Below are 19,351 nucleotides of genomic sequence, written 5' to 3' on the forward strand. Positions count from 1 at the left end.
GCGACGGCCAGAGGCCGGCATTACCGTGTACCGGCTCCCACATCATCGATATCCCGATGCAGGATGCGGCGCACTTCCAGTACGGCCTGCGGGGTCTCCTGCACGCTGTGGCCGGAAATGATCACCTTCTCCGACAGCGCGCCCGGCAGATGCGCGCTCCAGTACGGCACCAGCCCGTCATCGGACTTCTCCACCGGCAGCTCCGGCTTGCGCTGGGCGATGATCGAGTGGTACTTCAGGCCCGCTTCGATCGGCAGCTGTGCGGCGGCCTTCACGAACGGATCGCTGGCCTTGAGGTTGTCGATGCTGTTGGGAATCTTCGGCTTGGCGGTGCCGTCGACCTGCTGCTCGGCCTGTGCCAGTGCCATGAACACGTCCTCGAACTTGCCGAGAATGGTCAGCGGCAGGCGTACCAGGCGCCCGATCAGCCGCCCGACCTTGTTGCCTGCGATATCCGTGCCCTGGTGCGGCGCGGCGATGAAGATCGCGCGTTCCACGTTCGGCTGCGCCTTGAAATGCAGCAGTGGCCCCAGCTTGGCCTGCACCCGCTTCAGCCGCTCGCCCTTCAGGTCATAGTTGGCCAGCAGGTCATCCCACAGCACATCACCCGAGTCGCTCACCAACAGCCGCGCGAGCACGCCGCCCATGCTGTGGCCGATATAGACCATGTCCTTCGATGCGCGTGTGCTGCCGTTGGGGTCGAAGTGCTTGAGCGTGTCATTGAACGCGTTGGCGATCTCGTAGCGGTTCAGCGCGATCGGTGCATTGGTCGGGTAGTAGACCTGCCACACCTGGAACTGCTGGCGCAGCTCGGGGTCGCCCATGATCTCGTTGGCCAGGTTCACCCAGGCTTCCGGGCTGCTGGCCAGGCCGTGCAGCATGAAGATGATGCGGCGGTTCGGGTCCCACGGCTGCATCAGGTAGATGTGCGGTTCGCCGATGCCCTCACTCATGCCGAACAGGGTGCGCAGTGACTGCCGGGCGAAGCCACTCTGCGCCAGCCACAGGCCGTAGGCAGCGGTGAAATTGCCGGCCAGCGGCACCTGTTCGCCGTGCAGGGTGATGCGTTCAGTGGCCTCCGGCGAATAGGCGTCCAGTTCAACCCGGCGCGTGCGCATCACGTCTTCCAGGCTGCTGCCTTCGAAACGCAGCAGCGCGGTGACGTTGATCGAGGACATCTCGCTGAATTCCGGCACCGAATCGTCATGCCGATGGCGGCGGCCACGGCGCTCGTCGTCAGCATCATCCGCCGCTGTTTCCGCCTTCGGCCCATCGCCCGCGATCACCGGCGCGACCAGCTTGGGCGGGTCCATCACCATCACCAGCTCGGCACCGAAGCCATCGCGGCGATAGGTGCTGCGCAGGCCGACGAAGCTGACCGTGCCGGCCGGCACCAGCTGCGCCGGAATGCTCTTCAGGTTCAACTGCTGATAGTTGGAGGCCAGCGACCAGCTGCCGACCGAGATCGGCTTCGTATAGTCCTCGCCGGCCAGTGCCGCTGCACGCGCGCGCACGAACAGCACCACCGCCGCCTTCTCGGCGGCGTAGTTGTAGTAGTCGCGCACCTGCGTCTGCCGGTCCTCGAAGGCGCGGTCGGACGGCGAGCGGCCGCTGTAGAACAGGTAGGCATAGGCATAGCGCGCGGCTTCCAGCCAGGCATCCAGCGCCGCATCGCTCATCGGCGGATCGCCGGCGGCGGTCTTCTTCGGCGTCAGCGCCAGTGCGGCCTTCACCCACAGTTCGGACAGCGCCGACAGCCGCTGCTCGACGTTGAGGTCATCGGTCATCAACAACGTGCTGCGGCAGACCAGGAAGTCCTTCTCGCACTGCGACTCATCCAGGCCCGCCGCGCTGAGCGTCTCGCGCGCGGCCGGGCTGAGCTTGCCGGTGTTGAGCACATCGGCGCGCTTGTTCACCAGCGAATCGCTGGACTTCACCTGCTTGACAGTCACCATCGCGCAGCCGCTGCTGCCCAGCAGCAGGAAGGCGGCGAACAACACCGGCAGCGCGCGCTGCCAGCGGATCAGGAAGAGTCGGGTCATTACTGCGGGTCCTGCTCGGTGCCGGGCACGCCCTGGCGGATCACGGTGGAGAAGTGGTCGCCGCTGCCCAGGTCCAGCGCACGCTGGGTGATGCGGCCCTTGTCATGCAGTTCGGCATAAGGCACGCCCGGCGTGAGCGCGCCGACCTCCTGTGCGTATTCGGCCAGGTAGCCGGACAGCAGCAGGCGGTAGTCCAGCGGCAGGCGCGGCGCGATGTGGCGGGCCAGATCGAAGACGATGGTGGTGCAGTTGCTGGTGAGCGTGTTGTAGAAGCCCGGCTTCGCATCCAGTTCGCGCGCCTGCGCGATGTACGCGGCGAACAGTTGCTTCAGCTGCGCCTGGTCCATGCCGTGCAGGCGGTACAGGTAGACATCCTCGCCACGCGCGTTGGTGCGGGTGCGGATGATGTCGGTCTCCTCCGCGGCCACCAGGGTCATCTCGAATTTGCGGAAGAAGCCGCCCAGCGCCGAGAACGATTCGCCGCGTTCCTTGCGGATCTCCAGCGAGAACACCACGTGGCGCCCATCCTCGAAACCGAACGAGATCAGGGTGTGGGCGATCGCCGGGCCCATCCAGTACGACAGCACCAGATCGGCCGAGCGGAGTTGGTCCAGGTCGTACGCGCGGCGCACCCAGTGCGCGTCGTAGTCGGTCTCGCTGCGCCAGGTGAAATCACGCACGTTGTCGAGCACCACGTGGCGCCCGTCGAAGGACACCACGTGCAGGCGCTGGGCCACGTCATCGGCCCAGACGCGGTCCTGGCGCGGGGTGAGCAGCAGCCACCACAGGCCGGCTAGCGCCAGCGACGCGCCGAACGCCATGCCCAGGCGACGATGGCCACGGCCACGCGCGACCTGCCACGACGCCCACAGCGCAACCAGCAGCCACAGCACCGCAATGCCATTGGCCAGCCAGCCCGGCCCCGGCATCTGATAGGCCAGCAGCCCGGTCACCCACAACGCTGCCAGCGCCATGGCACTTCCTGTCATCCAACGTCCTGCGGCTCTCACTGGCATCCTGTCGCGGTCCCGAAGCCGCATAGTTAGCCACAAGCGGGTTCACCGTGGCATCTACGGCCCGTTCAGGGACCGCGGCGCACCGTCTGCGGCGGTCCATGCGGCCAGGTTCACCTCACAGGAGCAACGATGGGCATCACTTCCGTGGCCGGCGTTCCGGTCCAACCCCAGCACCGCGCCACCTGCCACTGCGGCACGGTCGAGCTGTTGCTGGACCTCCCGGACGGCATCGTCGACCCGCGCCGCTGCGACTGCTCGATGTGCCGGCGCCGGGGTGCCATCGCCGCCAGCGTCCCCCGCCAGGGCCTGCAGGTGGTGCGCGGGCAGCATCACCTGCAGAAATACCAGTTCAACACCCATGTGGCCGAGCACTACTTCTGCGGGGTGTGCGGCATCTACACCCATCACCGGCGCCGCTCCAACCCCGACCAGTACGGCTACAACGTGGCCTGCCTGGAGGGCATCGACCCGTTCGCGCTGGGGGTGATCCCGGTCAGCGATGGGGTCAACCACCCATCAGACCGCACCGGCTAGTGGCGCGTGCGCCGCGGTGGCGTGGCCACCTTCTGCCAGGGCGCCATGCCGCTGCGCCCGGCCCGCGCCGGGCGTTTCAGCCAGGGCCGGCGTGACGGTGCCTGTGGCGCGTCCTCGACCGGGGGAGGAAGGGGTCGACGGCTGGGCCAGAGATGGTCGAGCAGCCACATGGCGGGTCTCCGTGGGGGACGGGGACGATCAACACTAGGCCCGGGTGGGCATAGGCGGCGTGAGCGGGACACGACAACGGGATGACGGCGGAGGCGGCGATGAGCCAGCTACACCATGTTCCCGACCAAGGCACCTGTCCTTTTCCGCAGCAACAGGCGCAACACGGCGGCACAGGCGGCGGTCAGCAGCGCCAGTACGCGCAGCAGTGTCGCCAGCGCATCACTACTGGCGTGCTGCAGCTGCATGCGGCTCATCGTCGGTAGCAGTGCCTGCGCCTGTTCCCGCGCCCCCGTGGCCAGATAGGCACCGGCACGCACCAGCGATGCGGGCGACGCGCCCTGCAGCTGACGGCCGATCAGCAGCGCAAGCAAGGCAGTGACTGCGGCCAACGCGATGCCTTCGCCGGCCACCCGCACGGTTCCGAATATGCCTGCGGCCATGCCGGCACGTTGCACCGGTACCACGCTCACCGACAGTCCATCCATCAGCCCCCACGGCAAAGCCGTGCCTGCGCCGACCAGCATCAGCAGCGGCACCCACTGCAAGGGCGACGGGTGCGACGCCTGCCGCGACAACAGGTACAGGCCGGCGGCACACACCAGCAGACCCAGCGTGCACAGCCGCGCACTTCCCACGCGCTCCGCCCAACGCGCGGCCAGCATCGGCAGGACCAGCATCGGCGCGGACAGCGCCAGCATCTGCAGTCCCACCAGCGTCGCGCTCTGGCCATGCACGCCCAGCAGTTGCACAGGTAACACGACCAGCAGCACCACGTAGCCGAAGCAGGTCGCCACCGGCAGCAGCTGGACACCGAGGAACGCCGGTTGTGAGAACAGTGAGAGGTCCAGCAACGGTGAGGGGTACCGCCGTTCGATGAAGACGAACACCCCGCCCAACAGCAGCGTCACCAGCAGCGCCAGCCGCACGCGCGCGGCATGCAGGCCGAACTCGCCCAGCCACAGCAGCGCCAGGGTCAACGTCGCCAGCGTCAGGCTGAAACTCAGCATGCCGCCGATATCCAGTGGTCGGCGCTCGCCATGACTTTCAGGCAACGCGCGTGCCCCCAGGCCGAAGGCCACCAACGTGAGCACACCGCCCGCGGCGAACACGCCGCGCCATCCCAATGTCTGCAGCAGCAGGCCCGCGAGCAGGGGCCCCAGCGCCAGCCCCATGCCGAACGTGGTGCCCAGCAGGGCGAAGACACGGGCACGCGCCGGCCCCTGCCAGGCCTGTGCCAGCAGCGCCGTGCCGGATGCCAGCGCCGCCGCCGCGGCAACACCCTGCAACCCGCGCGCCAGATCCAGCCATAGCAGCGTGCGAGCAAGGCAGACGGCGGCGGTGGCGGTGGTGAAGCCCGCCGTGCCCAGCAGGAACAGCCGCCGACGGCCATATCGATCGGCCAAGCCGCCCGCAGCGAGCAACAGACTGCCGAAGGTGAGCATGAAGGCGTTGGTCACCCAGGCCAGCGCGGTGGGCGATGCCGCCGCGGAACGGGCCAGCGCCGGCACCGCGACTGCACCGGCAGAGAAGGACAACGGCAACGCCAGCGCGGCCAGGCAGACCGCAAGCAGCGCCCAGCGCTGCTGCGCGCGGACAGGTACAGGGAGCATCGAATCCGGGGCCATGCGGGCCTCCATCCATCAGGGGCATTGATGATGGACAGGCCGCTATTCCAGAAAAACAGGCTCGGTGGACGTTGATTGCGGCGAGATGTTCCGCAATCATCCAAGCATGGACTCCATCTCCGCCCTGCTCGCCTTCGTCCGCACCGCGGAGTCAGGCAGCATTGTCGGTGCCGCCCGCGTACTCGGCCTGTCAGCCTCGGCCGTCGGCAAGCGCATCGCCCGGCTTGAACAGGAACTCGGCACGCGCCTGTTCCAGCGCACCACCCGCCGCGTGCATCTCACCGACGAAGGCGAACTGCTGCTGCAACGCTGCCGGCGTGCGCTGGATGAGCTTTCCGAAGCACAGGCGGACCTGGCGCAGCGACAGCACGCCCCCAGCGGGCTGCTGCGCATCGGCCTGCCCACCATCGGCTACCGCTTCCTGCTGCCGGTGCTGCCCGGCTTCCAGCAACGCTATCCGCAGGTGCAGCTGGAACTGGACTTCAACGACCGCATCGTCGATGTGGTCAGCGAAGGCCTGGATGCGGTGATACGCAGTGGCGAACTGGCTGATTCCAGCCTGACCGCACGGCGGCTGGGGGGTTTTCGTTTCATCCTCTGTGCGGCGCCGGGCTATCTGCAGATGCATGGAACGCCCGGCGATGTGGGCGACCTGCGCATACATACCGCGCTGCGCTTCCGTTACCCCACCACCGGAAAGCTGCATCCGTGGCAGCTGCCCGGCATCGAAGGCGACGCCGGGGCGCGCCTTCCCACGGCGATGACCTGCAACAACATGGAGGCCGTGCTGGCCGCTGCGATCGGATGCATGGGCCTGGCCTGGATGCCTGACTTCCTCGCCGCTGACGCGCTGGCCGATGGCCGCCTGCAACAGGTGCTGCCCACACTGCCCACGCACCAGGGGCAGTTCTCGCTGCTGTGGCCCGGCGGGCGCCATCCCAGTGCACGCCTGCGGGTGTTCATCGACTACGCCGTTGCGCACCTTTTCCGCCCGGAAAAGGGGACGGAGGGGATTAAGTCGTAATTGGTCCTGCTGTGCCTGAAACGACTTAATCCCCTCCGTCCCCTTTTTCCTAGCGGCTGAAGCGGCGCGCGCCGGCGACGCAGATCACCGCGACCAGAGTCACCAGCACCATGCTGAGGCTGACCGACTCGTGCAGCAGCAGCGCGGCCAGGGCCAGGCCGAAGAACGGCTGCAGCAGCTGCAGCTGACCGACGGCAGCGATGCCGCCCTGGGCCAGCCCGCGGTACCAGAACAGGAAGCCGATCAGCATGCTGAACACTGCCACGTAGCCCAGTGCCCACCACGCCGAGGCACCGACCGCGGTGAACGAGGCCGGGCGCATCAGCACCGTCAGCGGCAGCATCACCGGCAACGCCAGCAGCAGTGCCCAGCTGATCACCTGCCAGCCGCCCAGATGACGGGCGAGCCGACCACCCTCCGCGTAGCCCAGCCCGCACACCACGATCGCCGCCAGCATCAGCAGGTCGGCCTGCAACGAGGCTTCGATTCCGTTGCGCGCGGCATAGCCGACCACGCAGGCACTGCCCAGCAACGAGAACAGCCAGAACGCCGGGCGCGGCCGATCGCCACCGCGCAGCACGCCGAACACCGCTGTACTCAACGGCAGCAGGCCAAGGAACACGATGGTGTGCGCCGACGACGCGTGACGCAGCGCGAGCGCGGTCAGCAGCGGGAAGCCGACCACAACGCCGAGGCTGACCACCACCAGCCCCGGCAGGTCGCCGCGCCGCGGCCATGGCTGGCGCAGCAGAAGCAGCAGCCCCAGACCGAGCACCGCGGCGATGGTGGCGCGTGCGGCGGTGACGAACCCGGCATCCAGCTGCAGCACCGCCAGGCGGGTGGCCGGCAATGAGCCGGCGAAGATCACCACACCGATGAAGCCATTGATCCAACCACTCGCCGACCGTTCCACGCCTGTACTCCTGAAGGTGCCGGACGATGCCCGGCTGCACCTGTATGGAAGCATCCGGCGCGGAACGACCCCAGCTACAATCCAGTACAGCCGCAAGTAACTGTACTGCCCACACTTCCACTACGGTTCCACCATGCCGCGCCCGCTCACCCGCATCGAATCGGTCATCCAGACCGTCCGCACCCGCATCAGTGCACGGGTGGATGGCCCCGGCTCCCGCCTGCCTTCGGTACGTGCGCAGGCGGCGACCATGGGGGTTTCAGTCTCCACCGTGGTCGAGGCCTACGAGCGCCTGGCGGCCGAAGGCCTGATCAGTGCGCGCGCAGGCTCGGGCTTCTACGTCAGTGGCCCGGCCGCACCGCTGGCGCTGGCTGAAATGGAGCCGCGGCTGGATCGCGCGGTGGATCCGCTGTGGGTATCACGGCAATCGCTGGAAACGCCCGCGGGCGATCTCAAGCCAGGGTGCGGCTGGATGCCCAGTGACTGGCTGTATCACGATGGCGTGCGCCGCGGCCTGCGCCGGCTGGCGCGTGCCGATGCCATGCAACTGGTGGACTACGCCGGTCCGCTCGGGCTGCCCGCGTTGCGCCAGCTGCTGCAAAGGCGCAGCGCCACGCTTGGCATCGATGCACCGATGGAGCAGATCCTGCTGACCGAATCCGGTACGCACGCGGTCGATCTGCTCTGCCGTTTCCTGCTCAAGCCCGGCGACTGCGTGCTGGTCGATGACCCGAGCTACTTCAATTACCACGCGCTGCTCAAGGCGCACCAGGTGCAGGCCATCGGCGTGCCGTACACGCACAGCGGCCCGGACCTGGAGGCGTTCGCGCAAGCCCTGCAGGCGCATTCGCCGCGGCTGTACATCACCAATTCCGGCCTGCACAACCCGACCGGCGCGGTGCTTTCGGCCAACACCGCGCACCGCCTGCTGGGCCTGGCCGAACGCAGCGAGTTGATCATCGTCGAGGACGACATCTTCGCCGACTTCGAACTGCAGCCGGCACCGCGGCTGGCCGCGCTCGATGGACTGTCACGGGTGATCCACGTCGGCAGTTTCTCCAAGACGCTGTCGGCAGCGTCGCGCTGCGGCTACATCGCTGCGCGCCACGACTGGATAGAAGCACTGACCGACCTGAAGCTGGCGACCAGCTTTGGCGGCGGCCATCTGGCCGCGCAGTTGATGCACATCGCGCTGACCGATAGCGGTTACCGCCGCCACATGCAGTCGATACGTTCGCGCCTGGCCGATGCACGCCGGCACACACTGCGGAAACTGCAGGCGCTGGGCATCACGCCGTGGCTGCAGCCGGAAGCCGGCCTGTTCCTGTGGTGCCAGCTGCCCGACGGCCGCGACGCCGCCGCACTGGCGCGGCAATGCCTGCGCGAGGGCATCGTGCTGGCGCCGGGCAACGCGTTCAGCCAGTCGCAGCGCGCGGCCGACTATCTGCGCTTCAACGTCTCGCAGTGCCAGGACCCGAGGATCTGGCAGGTGCTGGCGCGGGCGTTGCGCTGAGCTGGATGCAAGCCGGTGCGCGCAGGCAGGAGCGACCCGCGGCAAAGGCACTTGCATGCCACGGTACAGTGGTATGTCCCTGTTGCAGGAATGCACGCATGTCTTCGTTCTCCGATCCGCAGGCCGTTGCCCGCTATGCCGAGGGCCCGCTGCGCCAGGTGCCGGGCTTCCTCGCGTTGCAGCAGATGAGTCGCCTGCTGCTGGCCGAACACGTTCCTGCGCAGGGCCGCGTGCTGGTGCTGGGCGCCGGTGGCGGGCTGGAGCTGAAGGCATTTGCCGAGGCGCAGCCGGGCTGGCAGCTGCTGGGCGTGGACCCGGCTGCACCGATGCTGGCCCTGGCCGAACAGACACTGGGCCCGCTGATGTCGCGCGTGCAGTTGCTGGAAGGCTACATCGACGATGCCCCCGACGTGCGCTTCGATGGTGCCAGCTGCCTGCTGACCCTGCACTTCCTCGACGGCGCGCAGCGCCTGCACACGCTGCGGGAGCTGCACAGGCGCCTGCAGCCCGGCGCGCCGCTGGTGGTGGCCCACCACAGCGTGCCGCAGGATCCGGCCGGCAAGCTGCGCTGGTTGCAGCGCTACGCCGCGTTCGCCGAAGCCTCCGGCGTTGCCCACGCCGATGCACAGCGCGCGATCGACGCCATTGCCGAGCGGCTGCCGCTGCTGGCCCCCGAACAGGAAGTGACGCTGCTGCAGGAGGCCGGCTTCGACGGCGTGGAGCTGTTCTATGCAGGCTTCAGCTTCAAGGGCTGGGTGGCGTACGCCGGCTGATGCCTACGGCACCACCGTGATGCCGATGCGCTGCATCAACAGCGCCACCTGCTGGACATCCAGCGTGGCGCCACGCAGGTTGGTGCTGCGCAGGTCCAGCTCGCCCAGATCGGAATTGGTCAGGTCGCAGTCGGTGAAGTTGGCGCTGTTCCAGTCGATTCCCTCGAACTGGCCACCGGACAGGTCCGAGCCGGCAAAGCTGGCGCCGCTGACGTTTGCACCGTCCCAGCGGTTCTCCCACAGTTCGCATTTCTCCAGCGTGACCCGCGAGAAATTGGCATAGCGCAGGTTCGACTTCTTGATGAAGGCGCTGCAGAACCAGCTGCGCGTGGTGATCTGGTTCATGAAGCTGGCGTTGCTGAAATCCGCACCCTGCGCGCGGCACTCGCTGATCTCCAGGCCCAGCGCCTTGATGAAGTTGAAGTGGCACATGCTGATGTCGCAGCTGCGGAAGCTGGCCTCCTTCAATGTGGCGCCATTGAAGCGGCAGCCGCTGCGGCTGTCGGCATCGTAGAAGCTGCAGTTGATGAACTCGGTGGCGGTCAGGTCGGCACCGGAAAAATCGCACTCATGGAACTGCTGGTCGACCACTTTCTGGCCGGTGTACTGGTCCGCGCCGATGCGCAGCTTGCGGTGAACGGTGGGGGACATCAGGGATTCCATGCCAGGTGCCCCGCCATCATGCCGGGCCGCGAGGGCGATCCATAGACGTGGGCACGGGCGGATTCACCGGCAGTCCAGCCGCCCTGCGTCCCCCCAACGCAGCATGCATGTTGTTGCACGTTAATGCACGAACGTGCAGACTTGCAGCATGAGCTCCGATCCCGGCCCCCTCCCCGCCCAGCGCACCCGGCAGATTCTGGAGGAACTGCGCCAGCAGGGCCGCGTGGTTGCCGCCGAGCTGGCGCGCCGCTATGCCGTGTCCGAAGATTCGATCCGCCGCGACCTGCGCGAGCTGGCCGCGCAGGGCCTGTGCCAGCGCGTCTACGGTGGCGCCGTGCTGCCACCGCCCAAGGAACGCCCGCTGCGCGAGCGGCTGACCCGCGACCGCGGCGACAAGGCCGAGCTGGCCGCCCGCGTCTGCGCGTTGCTGCAACCCGGCCAGGTCGTACTGCTCGACGCCGGTTCAACCAACCTGGCGATCGCCCAGCAGTTGCCGGCCGCCCTCGGCTTGACGGTGATCACCAACGCGCCACAGATCGCCACGGCCGCCAGCCTGCTTGAAGGCACCTCGGTGCAGCTGATCGGCGGGCGCCTGGCCAGCGGTGGCGGCGCGGTCGGCGCCGAAGCACTGGCCCAGGTGCAGCGCCTGCGCGCCGATGTGTACCTGCCCGGCCCCTGCGCGGTGGACGGCGACACCGGCGTGTGGGCAATGGATGCGGAAGAAGCCACGCTGAAGCGCGCGATGGTGGCCTGCAGCAGCCGTGTCATCGTCGCCGCCACGACTGAAAAGCTGGGTGCACGCGGCAACTGGCAGATTGCCAGCCTCGACGAGATCGACGACCTGGTGCTGACCACCACCGCACCGCCCGCATTGGCGGCACGCTTCCGCGCCGCAGGCATCGCGGTACACCCCACTCCCCCCTGACCGTACCGCTCATGTCCCTTGCCAACCGCGCGCGCGCCGAACAGCACGCGACCCGCGCTGCGTTCTTCATTCCCGGCTTCGCCACCGCGCTGTGGGCCACCTTGGTGCCGTTCGCAAAGGCACGCACCGGGATCAACGACGCCACGCTGGGGCTGGTGCTGCTCTGCCTCGGTGCCGGTTCGCTGCTGGCAATGCCGTTGTCCGGCGTGCTGGCCGCGCGCCTCGGTTGCCGGCGGGTGATGGTGGCCAGCAGCCTGCTGATCTGCCTGACCGTGCCCGGCCTGGCGCTGGCCGGTTCGGCCTGGACACTCGGGCTGGTCCTGTTCGTGTTCGGCGCCGCCGTGGGCGCGATGGACTGCACGATGAACGTACAGGCCGTCATCGTCGAGCGCGAAGCACGGCGCGTGATGATGTCCGGCTTCCATGCCTTCTTCAGCATCGGCGGCTTCCTCGGCGCGGCCACCATGACCGTGCTGCTGTCCGCACAGCTGCCGCCCTTGGCATCCGTGCTGGTCGGCGTCGGCGCCATGTTGCTGGTGATGCTGTTGTCGGCGTCGTACTGGCACAGCGAACGCATGCCGCATGACACACCGATGCTGGCCCTGCCACACGGCATCGTGCTGTTCATCGGCGTGCTGGCGTTCGTCGCCTTCCTCGGCGAAGGTGCGATGCTCGACTGGAGCGCGGTGTTTCTCAGCGACGTGCGCCGCGTCGATGCCGGCCTCGCCGGCATCGGCTATGTGACCTTCACCCTGACCATGACCGTCGCACGCCTGTTCGGTGATGCACTGGTGGCACGCGTGGGCCGCCAGCGCGCGATCGTGTTCGGCGCGTTGCTTGCCGCCGCGGGCGTGCTGGTGCTGACCCTGGTCACGCCGTGGCAGGCGTCGCTGATCGGCTATGTGCTGGTCGGCCTCGGCTGCGCCAACATCGCACCGGCGCTGTTCTCGCTGGCTGGCCACCAGACACGCATGCCCGGCGCGCTGGCCATCACCGCCGTTTCCACGCTGGGCTTTGCCGGCATCCTTGCTGGCCCGGCACTGATCGGTTTTGCCGCCAACCACTTCGGCCTGATCGCTGCATTCATCGGCGTGGCCACGGCCTTGTTGCTGGTGGCGATGTCCACGCGTTGGCTGCGGGTGTAGCCCAGGGCATCAGCGCCGCCTGCGCCGCAGCTTCATCCGCAATCGCCGATAGCCGATCACCGTCGCCGTGGCACACAACGCGGTGCCGGCAGCGCTCAGCAGCAGCAACACCGCCAACCGGGCACCTTCCTGGCGCAGCATCGCCGGCAGGTCCCAGCTATGCAGGAAGTAGAACAGCCAGCGCCCCACCCGCTCACGATGCCCCATCGTCAGCAACGGATCGCCGGTCGCCAGATCGAGATAGACGCGTGTCGCCTCGGCATCACCGAAATCCACCACTGCCACCGGGAAGCGACGTACCGCTGCACCATTCATGGCCTCGGGCGCACGCGGGTAGAAGTACGCATCCGCTGCATGCTGCACCACGAAACCCTGGATGGGTGTAGCGGACAGCGCACGTGCCCTCTGCTGCAACCACGCGGTCGGCAGCCACCGTGCGACATGCAGGTGCCCATTGCCGCCGGACACGATGCGCGTATCACCCTGCCCGTCCAGCAACACCGCGAACAGCTCACCACCGATCCGTCGCCACTGGATCTCCACCGGCTGGAAGCGCGCAGCTTCGGCCATCGCCAGAAGCTTCGCAGGATCACCCAGCGCACCATCCACCGCCACCGCGCCGCCACGGTAGTGCTCAACATCGATCGCTTCACCCGTACTGCTGAAGACACCCAATGGATTCATCGACATCAGGCCGCTGAAAATCCAGGTGAACACGAAGGCCGCAGCACACAATCCGATCAGATGGTGCCAGCGCATCCACGACTCCACGTACGGCGTCTTCGCACCGGAACGATAGTGCCCACGGAAACGCCAGCGCCATACGCCCACCACGATGCCGCTGATCGCCGCCACCGTACACAGTGCGGACAGCACGATCACCACCCACGTCCACACCGGGTCGACCGACTGCATGCGCAGGAAGTACAGCCAGTGCAGCCAGGCGCCCACATAGTTCCAGCGCTGCTGCACATGCGGAGCGTCCAGCACCACTTCACCGGTACGCGAGGACACATACAGGTCGCCCGGCTGCGCGCCGCCCACCTCCACCCGATACAGCGGCCGATGCGCGTCCAGTGCACGCGAATGCGTCCAACGATCCTCATTCACGCGCATCGCACCCACGAAGGCCTGGCCGCCCGCGAACTGCGCAGCGGATGCTTCGGCGCGCTGTGCCGACACCGGCAGCAGCGCCTGGCCGGTCACGGCAGACCAGGCGCCCACGTTGCTGCCACTGCGCACCACATACGCCGGCTCGCCACGCAGCGTGGTCAATGCCACAGCCTCCGGCTCGGCCTGCACGGCGGCAGGCAGTACCGACAGCCCCTGCAGGTCGCGGGCCTCACCCAGCACCGGCAACGCCGCCAGCCGCTCGCCGGGCGTCAGCTTCGGGTAACCAATGAACAGCATCACCATGCCGCTGACGAACCACAGCAGCATCAGCAGGCATCCGCCGATGCCCAGCCAGCGATGCACCAGGTAGGTCCAGCGCTTGGCGGTGGAACGCATCGTCATCGCCAGCGCCCTCAGAAGCGATGGTCGACGGTGAATTCGACGCGCCGGTCCGCCCCCAGCAGCCACTGCGTGCTGGTGTAGTACGCGGTGGCGTAGTACGCCTTGTCGAACACGTTGAACAGGCGTGCGGACAATCGCGTGTGCGGTGCCGCCTGCCAGGTCAGGGCGAGGTCGGTGGTGCTGTAACCGGGCAACTCCAGCGTGTTGGCATTATCGGCGTAGCGCTTGCCGACATAGCGAACGCCACCCGCCGCGCTCCAGTCCGGCGCGAACTGCCAGCTCAGCCACACACTGGCCAGGCGCTCGGCCACGTTCGGCGGCACGTTGCCATCGCGCGACACCAGCATCGGCGGCGAACCCGTGGTTTCCAGGAAGTCCTCGAACTCGGCCTTCAGCACCGTCGCGTTGGCATCGAGCGACCAGCGCGGCGCGAAGTTCCAGTTCAACGACGCTTCAATACCGCGCGAGGTCTGCGCGCCCACCTGCACCCGGCGATCCGGCACCAGCGGATCGCGGCTGAGCAGCCCGGTCTTGCGGATGCGATACGCCGCCAGCGTCCACTCGCCACCGTCGAAGGCCTGCTTCAGGCCCACCTCGATCTGCCGGCCCTTGGCCAGGTCAAAGGCGCCGTTGGCCGGGCTGATCATCAGCAGGCCACTGACCGGGTCCGCCGCCTGCGAATACTGCGCATACAGGCTCAGCGTCGGCTGCAGCGCGAGTACCGTACCCGCACGCCAGCCTGTGCTGCTGTAGGTCTTCGAGAACGCGTTCTGGCCGCTGATCAGATCGGTGCGATCAATGCGCGCGCGGTCGTGGCGCAGGCCACCCAGCACCGACCAGCGCTCGCTCAGTGCCAGCCGGTCTTCCACGAACAGCGCGTACTGCTCGGCACGGTTGCGGTAGCGCGGCAGGTTCGGCGCGTCGCTCGCGAACTGGCCCGGGACCGGATCGAACGGATCGACCGGGCCCGAGCTGCCGGCATAGGTGTTGTTGGTGTGCTTGAAGTGCGCGCGGTTGGCGTCCAGGCCCACCGCGAAGTTGTTCTGCAGGCCACCCGCCGTTCCCTGCACACGCAGCGTCGAGGTCAGTCCGGTCTGGTCCTGGTTGTGGGTGATCTCGGTATTGCCCGAGCGATCGATCAAGCCGGTAGCGCGGTTGTAGACATAGGCCTCGGCATTGCGCCAATCACGCTGGCTGTCGATCTGGTAGACGCGGGTTCGCCATTCCACGTTCGCGTTTGGTGTCCACAGCGCGTCGAGCTGGGTCCAGCGGTCGCGGAAGCGGATCTCGCTGTCGTCCACGTTGTAGTTGCGGTGGCGCAGCGCCTCCAGCTGGCGGCCCTCGACCAGCGGCGTGCCGAAGTAGCGCATGGGTTTCTGGTAGCCCTGCGCATGGGTGAGCATCAGCTGCAGGTCCGCACGTGGCTGCCACAGCAACGCACCGGAGAATGTCGCGTCGCTGTTGCGTCCACGATCAACCCAGCCACCGCTGTAGTTGCCGCTCACATCCAGCCGGTAGGCCAGCTCGGGCGTCAGCGCGCCACCACTGCCGAAGCCCAGCCGCGCGGTGTCCTCGCTGCCCACGGTCACGCTGATCTCGTTCTCGATCGCCCCACGCGTGGGCTTCTTCGGCACGATGTTGATGACACCGCCGATCGCACCGTCGCCATGGATGACCGAGGCCGGGCCGCGCAGCACTTCGATGCGCTCGATCGACCAGGTATCGAACGGGAACGTGATGCCCACGCCGCCGTACTGGCGCAGCCCATCGTACAGCCGCATCACCGAGGCACCGTCGGTGAAGCCGCGGCTGGACAGCGCACTCAGGCCATTGCCCGGATGCGGCATGGCACTGATCGCACCCGCTCGGCTGATCGCATCGTTGAGGTTGCTGTCGCCGCGCTGCTCCAGCTGCTCGCGCGAAATTACCGTCAGGCTGGCCGGTGTCTGCAACACGCTCAGGCCCAACGCAGAGCCCGCGCTGGCGATGGACGACAGTTCACCGCTGCGGGTATCGACCACCCGCACGGTATCCAGCGTGGTCGGTGGGGCCGCGTCAGCGGCAAGTACGGGGGCGGTGTGCAGGAGCAACGCGCACAGGACAGGCAGCGTCGCCCGGCGCAGGCGCGCGGAGTTGGGGTTCGTTTTCATTTTTTCACGGCATGCAAGGCCACCCCGCAATGGCAGGGCAGCAATCAGAAAGGGACAGACACGCGCGTGCGGGCACCGGCCGTGGCCGGCAACCTCATGGAAGAACGTTCAATACAGCGCGCGTGCGGCTCAGGCGGCCATCAGTGCCGGCGGCCCACGCGCGCCCAATGTGCCGCTGATCCGTTGCGGCAACGCCCGCACCGCGCCGCGCAGTGCGCGGCACACCGGTGCCATCGGCGCCAACAGCAGCACGGCCGCCACCAGCAGGGTGATCAGCCGTGCAGCGATCAGGCAGTAATCGCAGTCCACACCCATCTCATGATCGGCATGTGGATCGGCGGGCGGCTTCTTCGTGGCCCCGCCGTGCGGCATGGCCATTGCGTGATGGTCGTGGTGCCCTTCCATCGCGTGCAGCGCGTGCTCTGCGTGCATTGCGTGGTCCATGGCCGCCACCGGCGCAGCGGCAGCCACGTGACCATGCGCCAGCCAGCGGCTCACCAGCGGGGCGAGCAGCACCAGCAGCATGGCAAGCCATGCCAGGGCCTGGAACCGGCGGTGGAGAACAGAATGGCGCACGCCGCCATTCTACGGGGCCATAGCCAACCTTGGACCCCGTTCAGGGTTTGGCCCCTGCGACACGGTGACGCAGGGGCTCGCCTCCAGCGGCGACATGTGAATGCACCGCACCGCGGTCCCTACGCTTGCAGGCCCCGCCTCGCCAACGTTAGGGTTCAGATGGCCACGGCAAGGAGCCAGAGGGATCCGCATGACCACTCGCATCACACACCGGCTGCGCATCAGCCTGCTCGGCCTGACCGCGTTGCTTGCCGCCTGTGCCGACAAGGGGCCGCCCCCACCGCCAGAGCCGCTGGAACTCTCACAGCCCATCGCCGTGGACACGCCGGGCCAGCAGGTGCAGTTCGAGTTCGAAACCACGGCGCGCAATTTTGCCAGCTACCGCACTTATGCGGTGGAACTGGAACTGCAGCGGCGAAGTCCAGCTACAACGGGCACGCCCGATATAGCAAGTATCAACATCCCATTCGAAGTATCCCTGCAGCGTCGGGAAGGTACTACCTGGCAGGAGATTGCAACACAGGACAGCTATCAGGCACGCGCGCGCAACGGTGTTGAGCCGCTCCCCTCGTGGCACCACTCTGAGAGCTGGCGCTATGCCTCGCTCGCATCAGGCAGCGACGGCAGCTACCTCCTGAACGTGACAGCGCTGCCGCTGGAGCTCGATAGCAGATACCGGCTGCAGATTCAAACGGTCCATGCCATATCAGGACTGCAAGACTATTCGGCAAGGCTAGTCGTGCACGCCTCGCGTCCTGCAGGGAAGTGACACCATTCATTCGAAGGAACGAAGGAGTTTCCATGAACAAGCCCCGCTACAGCCTGGACATTGTCATTGCCGCACCCGGCACCCCACTGCTCGATCCCGATTCGGGAAAGCAGCAGCTGACGCCCGATGGCACTCCTGATACTTCCGGGCCTGGCCACATGTTCTACGTTCTGCACGCTCCAGGTAAAGCGGCGCAGAGTTTCGGCTTCGCACCCGTCGAGCATGGCAGCATGAATGGTCCCGGGCGCATCGTCAGAGACGACGTGAAAGTCTATAAGGACCCCGCCCATGTCCGTACCATCGAAATCACCGAAGCCCAGTACAACAAGCTCAAGGCGTTCGGCGACGATCCAGTGGCGCACGGCTTCAGCAAGCACTACGCCGACGTGCGTCACAACTGCGTGGACTTCACCTGGGACGCATTGAATCATGCCGGCATCCAGCGCAAGCACAGCCTGGACGTGAACAGCATCGGCGGCCCCGTCGGCCAATTGCTGCCAGACGTCCGCATTCCGCTGGGCGTCCAGTCACAGGGCAAGGACGGTTATCGCCCCCTGCGCAACATCCATGGCGTGGACAGCATTGAACCGCCCTTCCCCAACAGCGAACTCAACCGCACCACCACCCATCCCCTGCCCGAGCGCAGCTTGAAGCAGCGTCTGCTCAGCGAAACCGATGGTATTGATGGCCCCTTGGGCGAGCGTCTGGCTGCGGACGCGCGCGCACCGGGGCACAGCCTTCATGCCTTGGACCAGAAAGTGCGTACCGCACTCGCCCAGGCCAGCGAACAGCAGGGACTGCCCCCCGGACAGGAGCACGAACGACTGGCCGGCCATCTGACCCACGCGGCGGTGCAGGCCGGCTTCAGCGAAAAGGACACGCTGCAGGTGGCATTCAGTTCAAACAGCACCGCCGAGGCACCCGGCTACGTATTCCTGCATCGCAGCGGCGACACCGCCTCGCCGGACCCTGCCGCCAATCGCCAGCGCCTGTCCCTGCTCGATACGCAGCAGGGCGACGCGGACACGCTGTATCAGCAGGTCAACGTGCAGCAGCAATCCCGCGACGCAAGCCGGCTGGCGCAGGACGAGCAACAGGCACAACAGCAGGCGTCGCCGCGCATGGCCTGACCAAACCGCGTGAGGCGCAGGCACCGTTCCCGCATCAACTCACGTACTGCGCCTGCCCATTGCCAAACGACCAGTTCTCCTTCTTCACCTCCACCAGGTTGATGAACACATCCTCGCGGCGGATACCCACCGCCGCATGCAGGCCATCGGCAATGCCCAGGTACAACGCCTTCTTCTGCTCCAGCGTGCGCCCTTCGTTCCAGGTGATCTGGATGCAGATGAAGTCGTCGGTGCGATCCACGCCCAGGTAGCCGGGGTCGTGGATCAGCGTGCCGGGCGCGTGTTCCTGGAAGATCTGGAAGCGATCATTTTCCGGCACCCCCACCGCGCGCATGGCCTGGTAGATGGTTTCGCCGACGCGTTGCAGGTAGTCGGCGGATTTACCTTTGCGAAGATCGATGCGGGCGAGCGGCATGGTGGCACTCCAGAGTGGATGGGCACGGCAACGGGCTGAGACTACGCCTGCCCGGGGCGGCGGGACAGCGCAGGGATGGAACCCTCTGGCTCCATGCGTGGCATGGTCCCGCCTCGCCGCGCAGGGTGACGCGATTGCCGTGGCGGCGCCGCTCTGGAGTCGTCTCGTGCACGGTCGGCAGGGCGGCGATGTGCGCCATCAGTGATGGGCCGCACTACTCGCAGGTGTCCGACGGCACACATCGGAAAACGTCTGGCCTGCCTAGGGCCAGTTGAGAACTTTCCTTACAGACTGATGTGATGGCCCGGCTTGAAGATCGCCGCGCCGAGGCAAGACGCCTTGGCCGGGATTGGCGTCTCGAATAAACGAACAGGCTTCAAGGACTGCGAGAGAAATCGCAGTTGAGAGAATGCACCGACTGCCCTCAATGGCGGGCGGTGCGTGGGGATCGC

The 19,351-nt window shown here is 67.1% G+C and carries 17 protein-coding genes; 8 read left to right on the forward strand and 9 right to left on the reverse strand.

Annotated elements, in window-relative coordinates; all coding sequences use genetic code 11:
• Window positions 1-20: 20 nt before the first annotated feature.
• Window positions 21-2,042, reverse strand: coding sequence for an esterase/lipase family protein (locus tag VG561_RS08595; RefSeq protein ID WP_014646211.1), 2,022 nt, complete (start codon window positions 2,040-2,042; stop codon window positions 21-23).
• The gene (locus VG561_RS08600) at window positions 2,042-3,016 is read right to left on the reverse strand and encodes a DUF4105 domain-containing protein (RefSeq protein WP_014646210.1); all 975 of its coding nucleotides are present in this window, start codon (window positions 3,014-3,016) and stop codon (window positions 2,042-2,044) included. Before VG561_RS08600 ends, VG561_RS08595 begins: the two co-directional genes overlap by 1 nt.
• A gap of 171 nt (window positions 3,017-3,187) precedes the next feature.
• Between VG561_RS08600 and VG561_RS08605 the strand changes: the two genes are divergently transcribed.
• The gene (locus VG561_RS08605; RefSeq protein WP_014646209.1) at window positions 3,188-3,592 is read left to right on the forward strand and encodes a GFA family protein; all 405 of its coding nucleotides are present in this window, start codon (window positions 3,188-3,190) and stop codon (window positions 3,590-3,592) included.
• A gap of 278 nt (window positions 3,593-3,870) precedes the next feature.
• On the opposite strand, the gene VG561_RS08610 is transcribed toward VG561_RS08605, so the two are convergent.
• Window positions 3,871-5,388, reverse strand: a complete 1,518-nt coding sequence (locus VG561_RS08610) for an MFS transporter (protein ID WP_423179530.1) — start codon at window positions 5,386-5,388, stop codon at window positions 3,871-3,873.
• 106 nt (window positions 5,389-5,494) lie between these two features.
• Here VG561_RS08610 and VG561_RS08615 point away from each other — a divergent pair, with 106 nt between their 5' ends.
• Window positions 5,495-6,412 (forward strand): LysR substrate-binding domain-containing protein, encoded by a 918-nt coding sequence (locus VG561_RS08615; protein WP_262093201.1) that lies wholly within the window; start codon window positions 5,495-5,497, stop codon window positions 6,410-6,412.
• Between the two features lie 49 nt (window positions 6,413-6,461).
• On the opposite strand, the gene VG561_RS08620 is transcribed toward VG561_RS08615, so the two are convergent.
• On the reverse strand, window positions 6,462-7,325 hold the full coding sequence (locus tag VG561_RS08620; RefSeq protein ID WP_032958514.1) for a DMT family transporter: 864 nt from the start codon (window positions 7,323-7,325) through the stop codon (window positions 6,462-6,464).
• A gap of 133 nt (window positions 7,326-7,458) precedes the next feature.
• On the opposite strand from VG561_RS08620, the gene VG561_RS08625 reads away from it, so the two are divergent.
• Both VG561_RS08625 and VG561_RS08630 read left to right on the forward strand, forming a co-directional pair.
• Window positions 7,459-8,838 (forward strand): PLP-dependent aminotransferase family protein, encoded by a 1,380-nt coding sequence (locus tag VG561_RS08625; protein WP_069117551.1) that lies wholly within the window; start codon window positions 7,459-7,461, stop codon window positions 8,836-8,838.
• 98 nt (window positions 8,839-8,936) lie between these two features.
• Window positions 8,937-9,611: a class I SAM-dependent methyltransferase gene (locus VG561_RS08630; RefSeq protein WP_014646204.1), complete on the forward strand. Its 675-nt coding sequence runs from the start codon at window positions 8,937-8,939 to the stop codon at window positions 9,609-9,611.
• Window positions 9,612-9,614: 3 nt separating this feature from the next.
• Here VG561_RS08630 and smqnr read toward each other — a convergent pair whose 3' ends face one another.
• Window positions 9,615-10,262, reverse strand: a complete 648-nt coding sequence (gene smqnr, locus VG561_RS08635) for a SmQnr family pentapeptide repeat protein (RefSeq protein WP_014646203.1) — start codon at window positions 10,260-10,262, stop codon at window positions 9,615-9,617.
• A gap of 160 nt (window positions 10,263-10,422) precedes the next feature.
• On the opposite strand from smqnr, the gene VG561_RS08640 reads away from it, so the two are divergent.
• Window positions 10,423-11,199 (forward strand): DeoR/GlpR family DNA-binding transcription regulator, encoded by a 777-nt coding sequence (locus VG561_RS08640; RefSeq protein WP_046429230.1) that lies wholly within the window; start codon window positions 10,423-10,425, stop codon window positions 11,197-11,199.
• Between the two features lie 11 nt (window positions 11,200-11,210).
• The gene (locus VG561_RS08645) at window positions 11,211-12,344 is read left to right on the forward strand and encodes an MFS transporter (protein ID WP_014646201.1); all 1,134 of its coding nucleotides are present in this window, start codon (window positions 11,211-11,213) and stop codon (window positions 12,342-12,344) included.
• Window positions 12,345-12,353: 9 nt separating this feature from the next.
• On the opposite strand, the gene VG561_RS08650 is transcribed toward VG561_RS08645, so the two are convergent.
• The 3 genes from VG561_RS08650 to VG561_RS08660 all read right to left on the reverse strand — a co-directional run bounded on the left by VG561_RS08650 (window position 12,354) and on the right by VG561_RS08660 (window position 16,534).
• Window positions 12,354-13,859 carry a PepSY domain-containing protein gene (locus VG561_RS08650; RefSeq protein ID WP_041863128.1) on the reverse strand — a complete coding sequence of 502 codons (1,506 nt, stop codon included), beginning with the start codon at window positions 13,857-13,859 and terminating at the stop codon, window positions 12,354-12,356.
• 11 nt (window positions 13,860-13,870) lie between these two features.
• Window positions 13,871-16,009 carry a TonB-dependent receptor gene (locus tag VG561_RS08655; RefSeq protein WP_262093200.1) on the reverse strand — a complete coding sequence of 713 codons (2,139 nt, stop codon included), beginning with the start codon at window positions 16,007-16,009 and terminating at the stop codon, window positions 13,871-13,873.
• A 129-nt stretch (window positions 16,010-16,138) separates the two neighbouring features.
• Window positions 16,139-16,534: a DUF2946 family protein gene (locus tag VG561_RS08660; protein ID WP_014646198.1), complete on the reverse strand. Its 396-nt coding sequence runs from the start codon at window positions 16,532-16,534 to the stop codon at window positions 16,139-16,141.
• Between the two features lie 241 nt (window positions 16,535-16,775).
• Here VG561_RS08660 and VG561_RS08665 point away from each other — a divergent pair, with 241 nt between their 5' ends.
• A complete protein-coding gene (locus tag VG561_RS08665) occupies window positions 16,776-17,354 on the forward strand; it encodes a hypothetical protein (protein WP_032958533.1) in 579 nt (192 codons plus the stop codon).
• A gap of 32 nt (window positions 17,355-17,386) precedes the next feature.
• On the forward strand, window positions 17,387-18,484 hold the full coding sequence (locus VG561_RS08670) for an XVIPCD domain-containing protein (RefSeq protein ID WP_014646196.1): 1,098 nt from the start codon (window positions 17,387-17,389) through the stop codon (window positions 18,482-18,484).
• 34 nt (window positions 18,485-18,518) lie between these two features.
• Here VG561_RS08670 and VG561_RS08675 read toward each other — a convergent pair whose 3' ends face one another.
• Window positions 18,519-18,899: a tautomerase family protein gene (locus tag VG561_RS08675; protein WP_014646195.1), complete on the reverse strand. Its 381-nt coding sequence runs from the start codon at window positions 18,897-18,899 to the stop codon at window positions 18,519-18,521.
• Between the last annotated feature and the right edge of the window lie 452 nt (window positions 18,900-19,351).

Origin of the sequence: Stenotrophomonas sp. CASM110 (assembly GCF_049384345.1) — a bacterium.
Classification (GTDB): Bacteria; Pseudomonadota; Gammaproteobacteria; order Xanthomonadales; family Xanthomonadaceae; genus Stenotrophomonas; species Stenotrophomonas muris.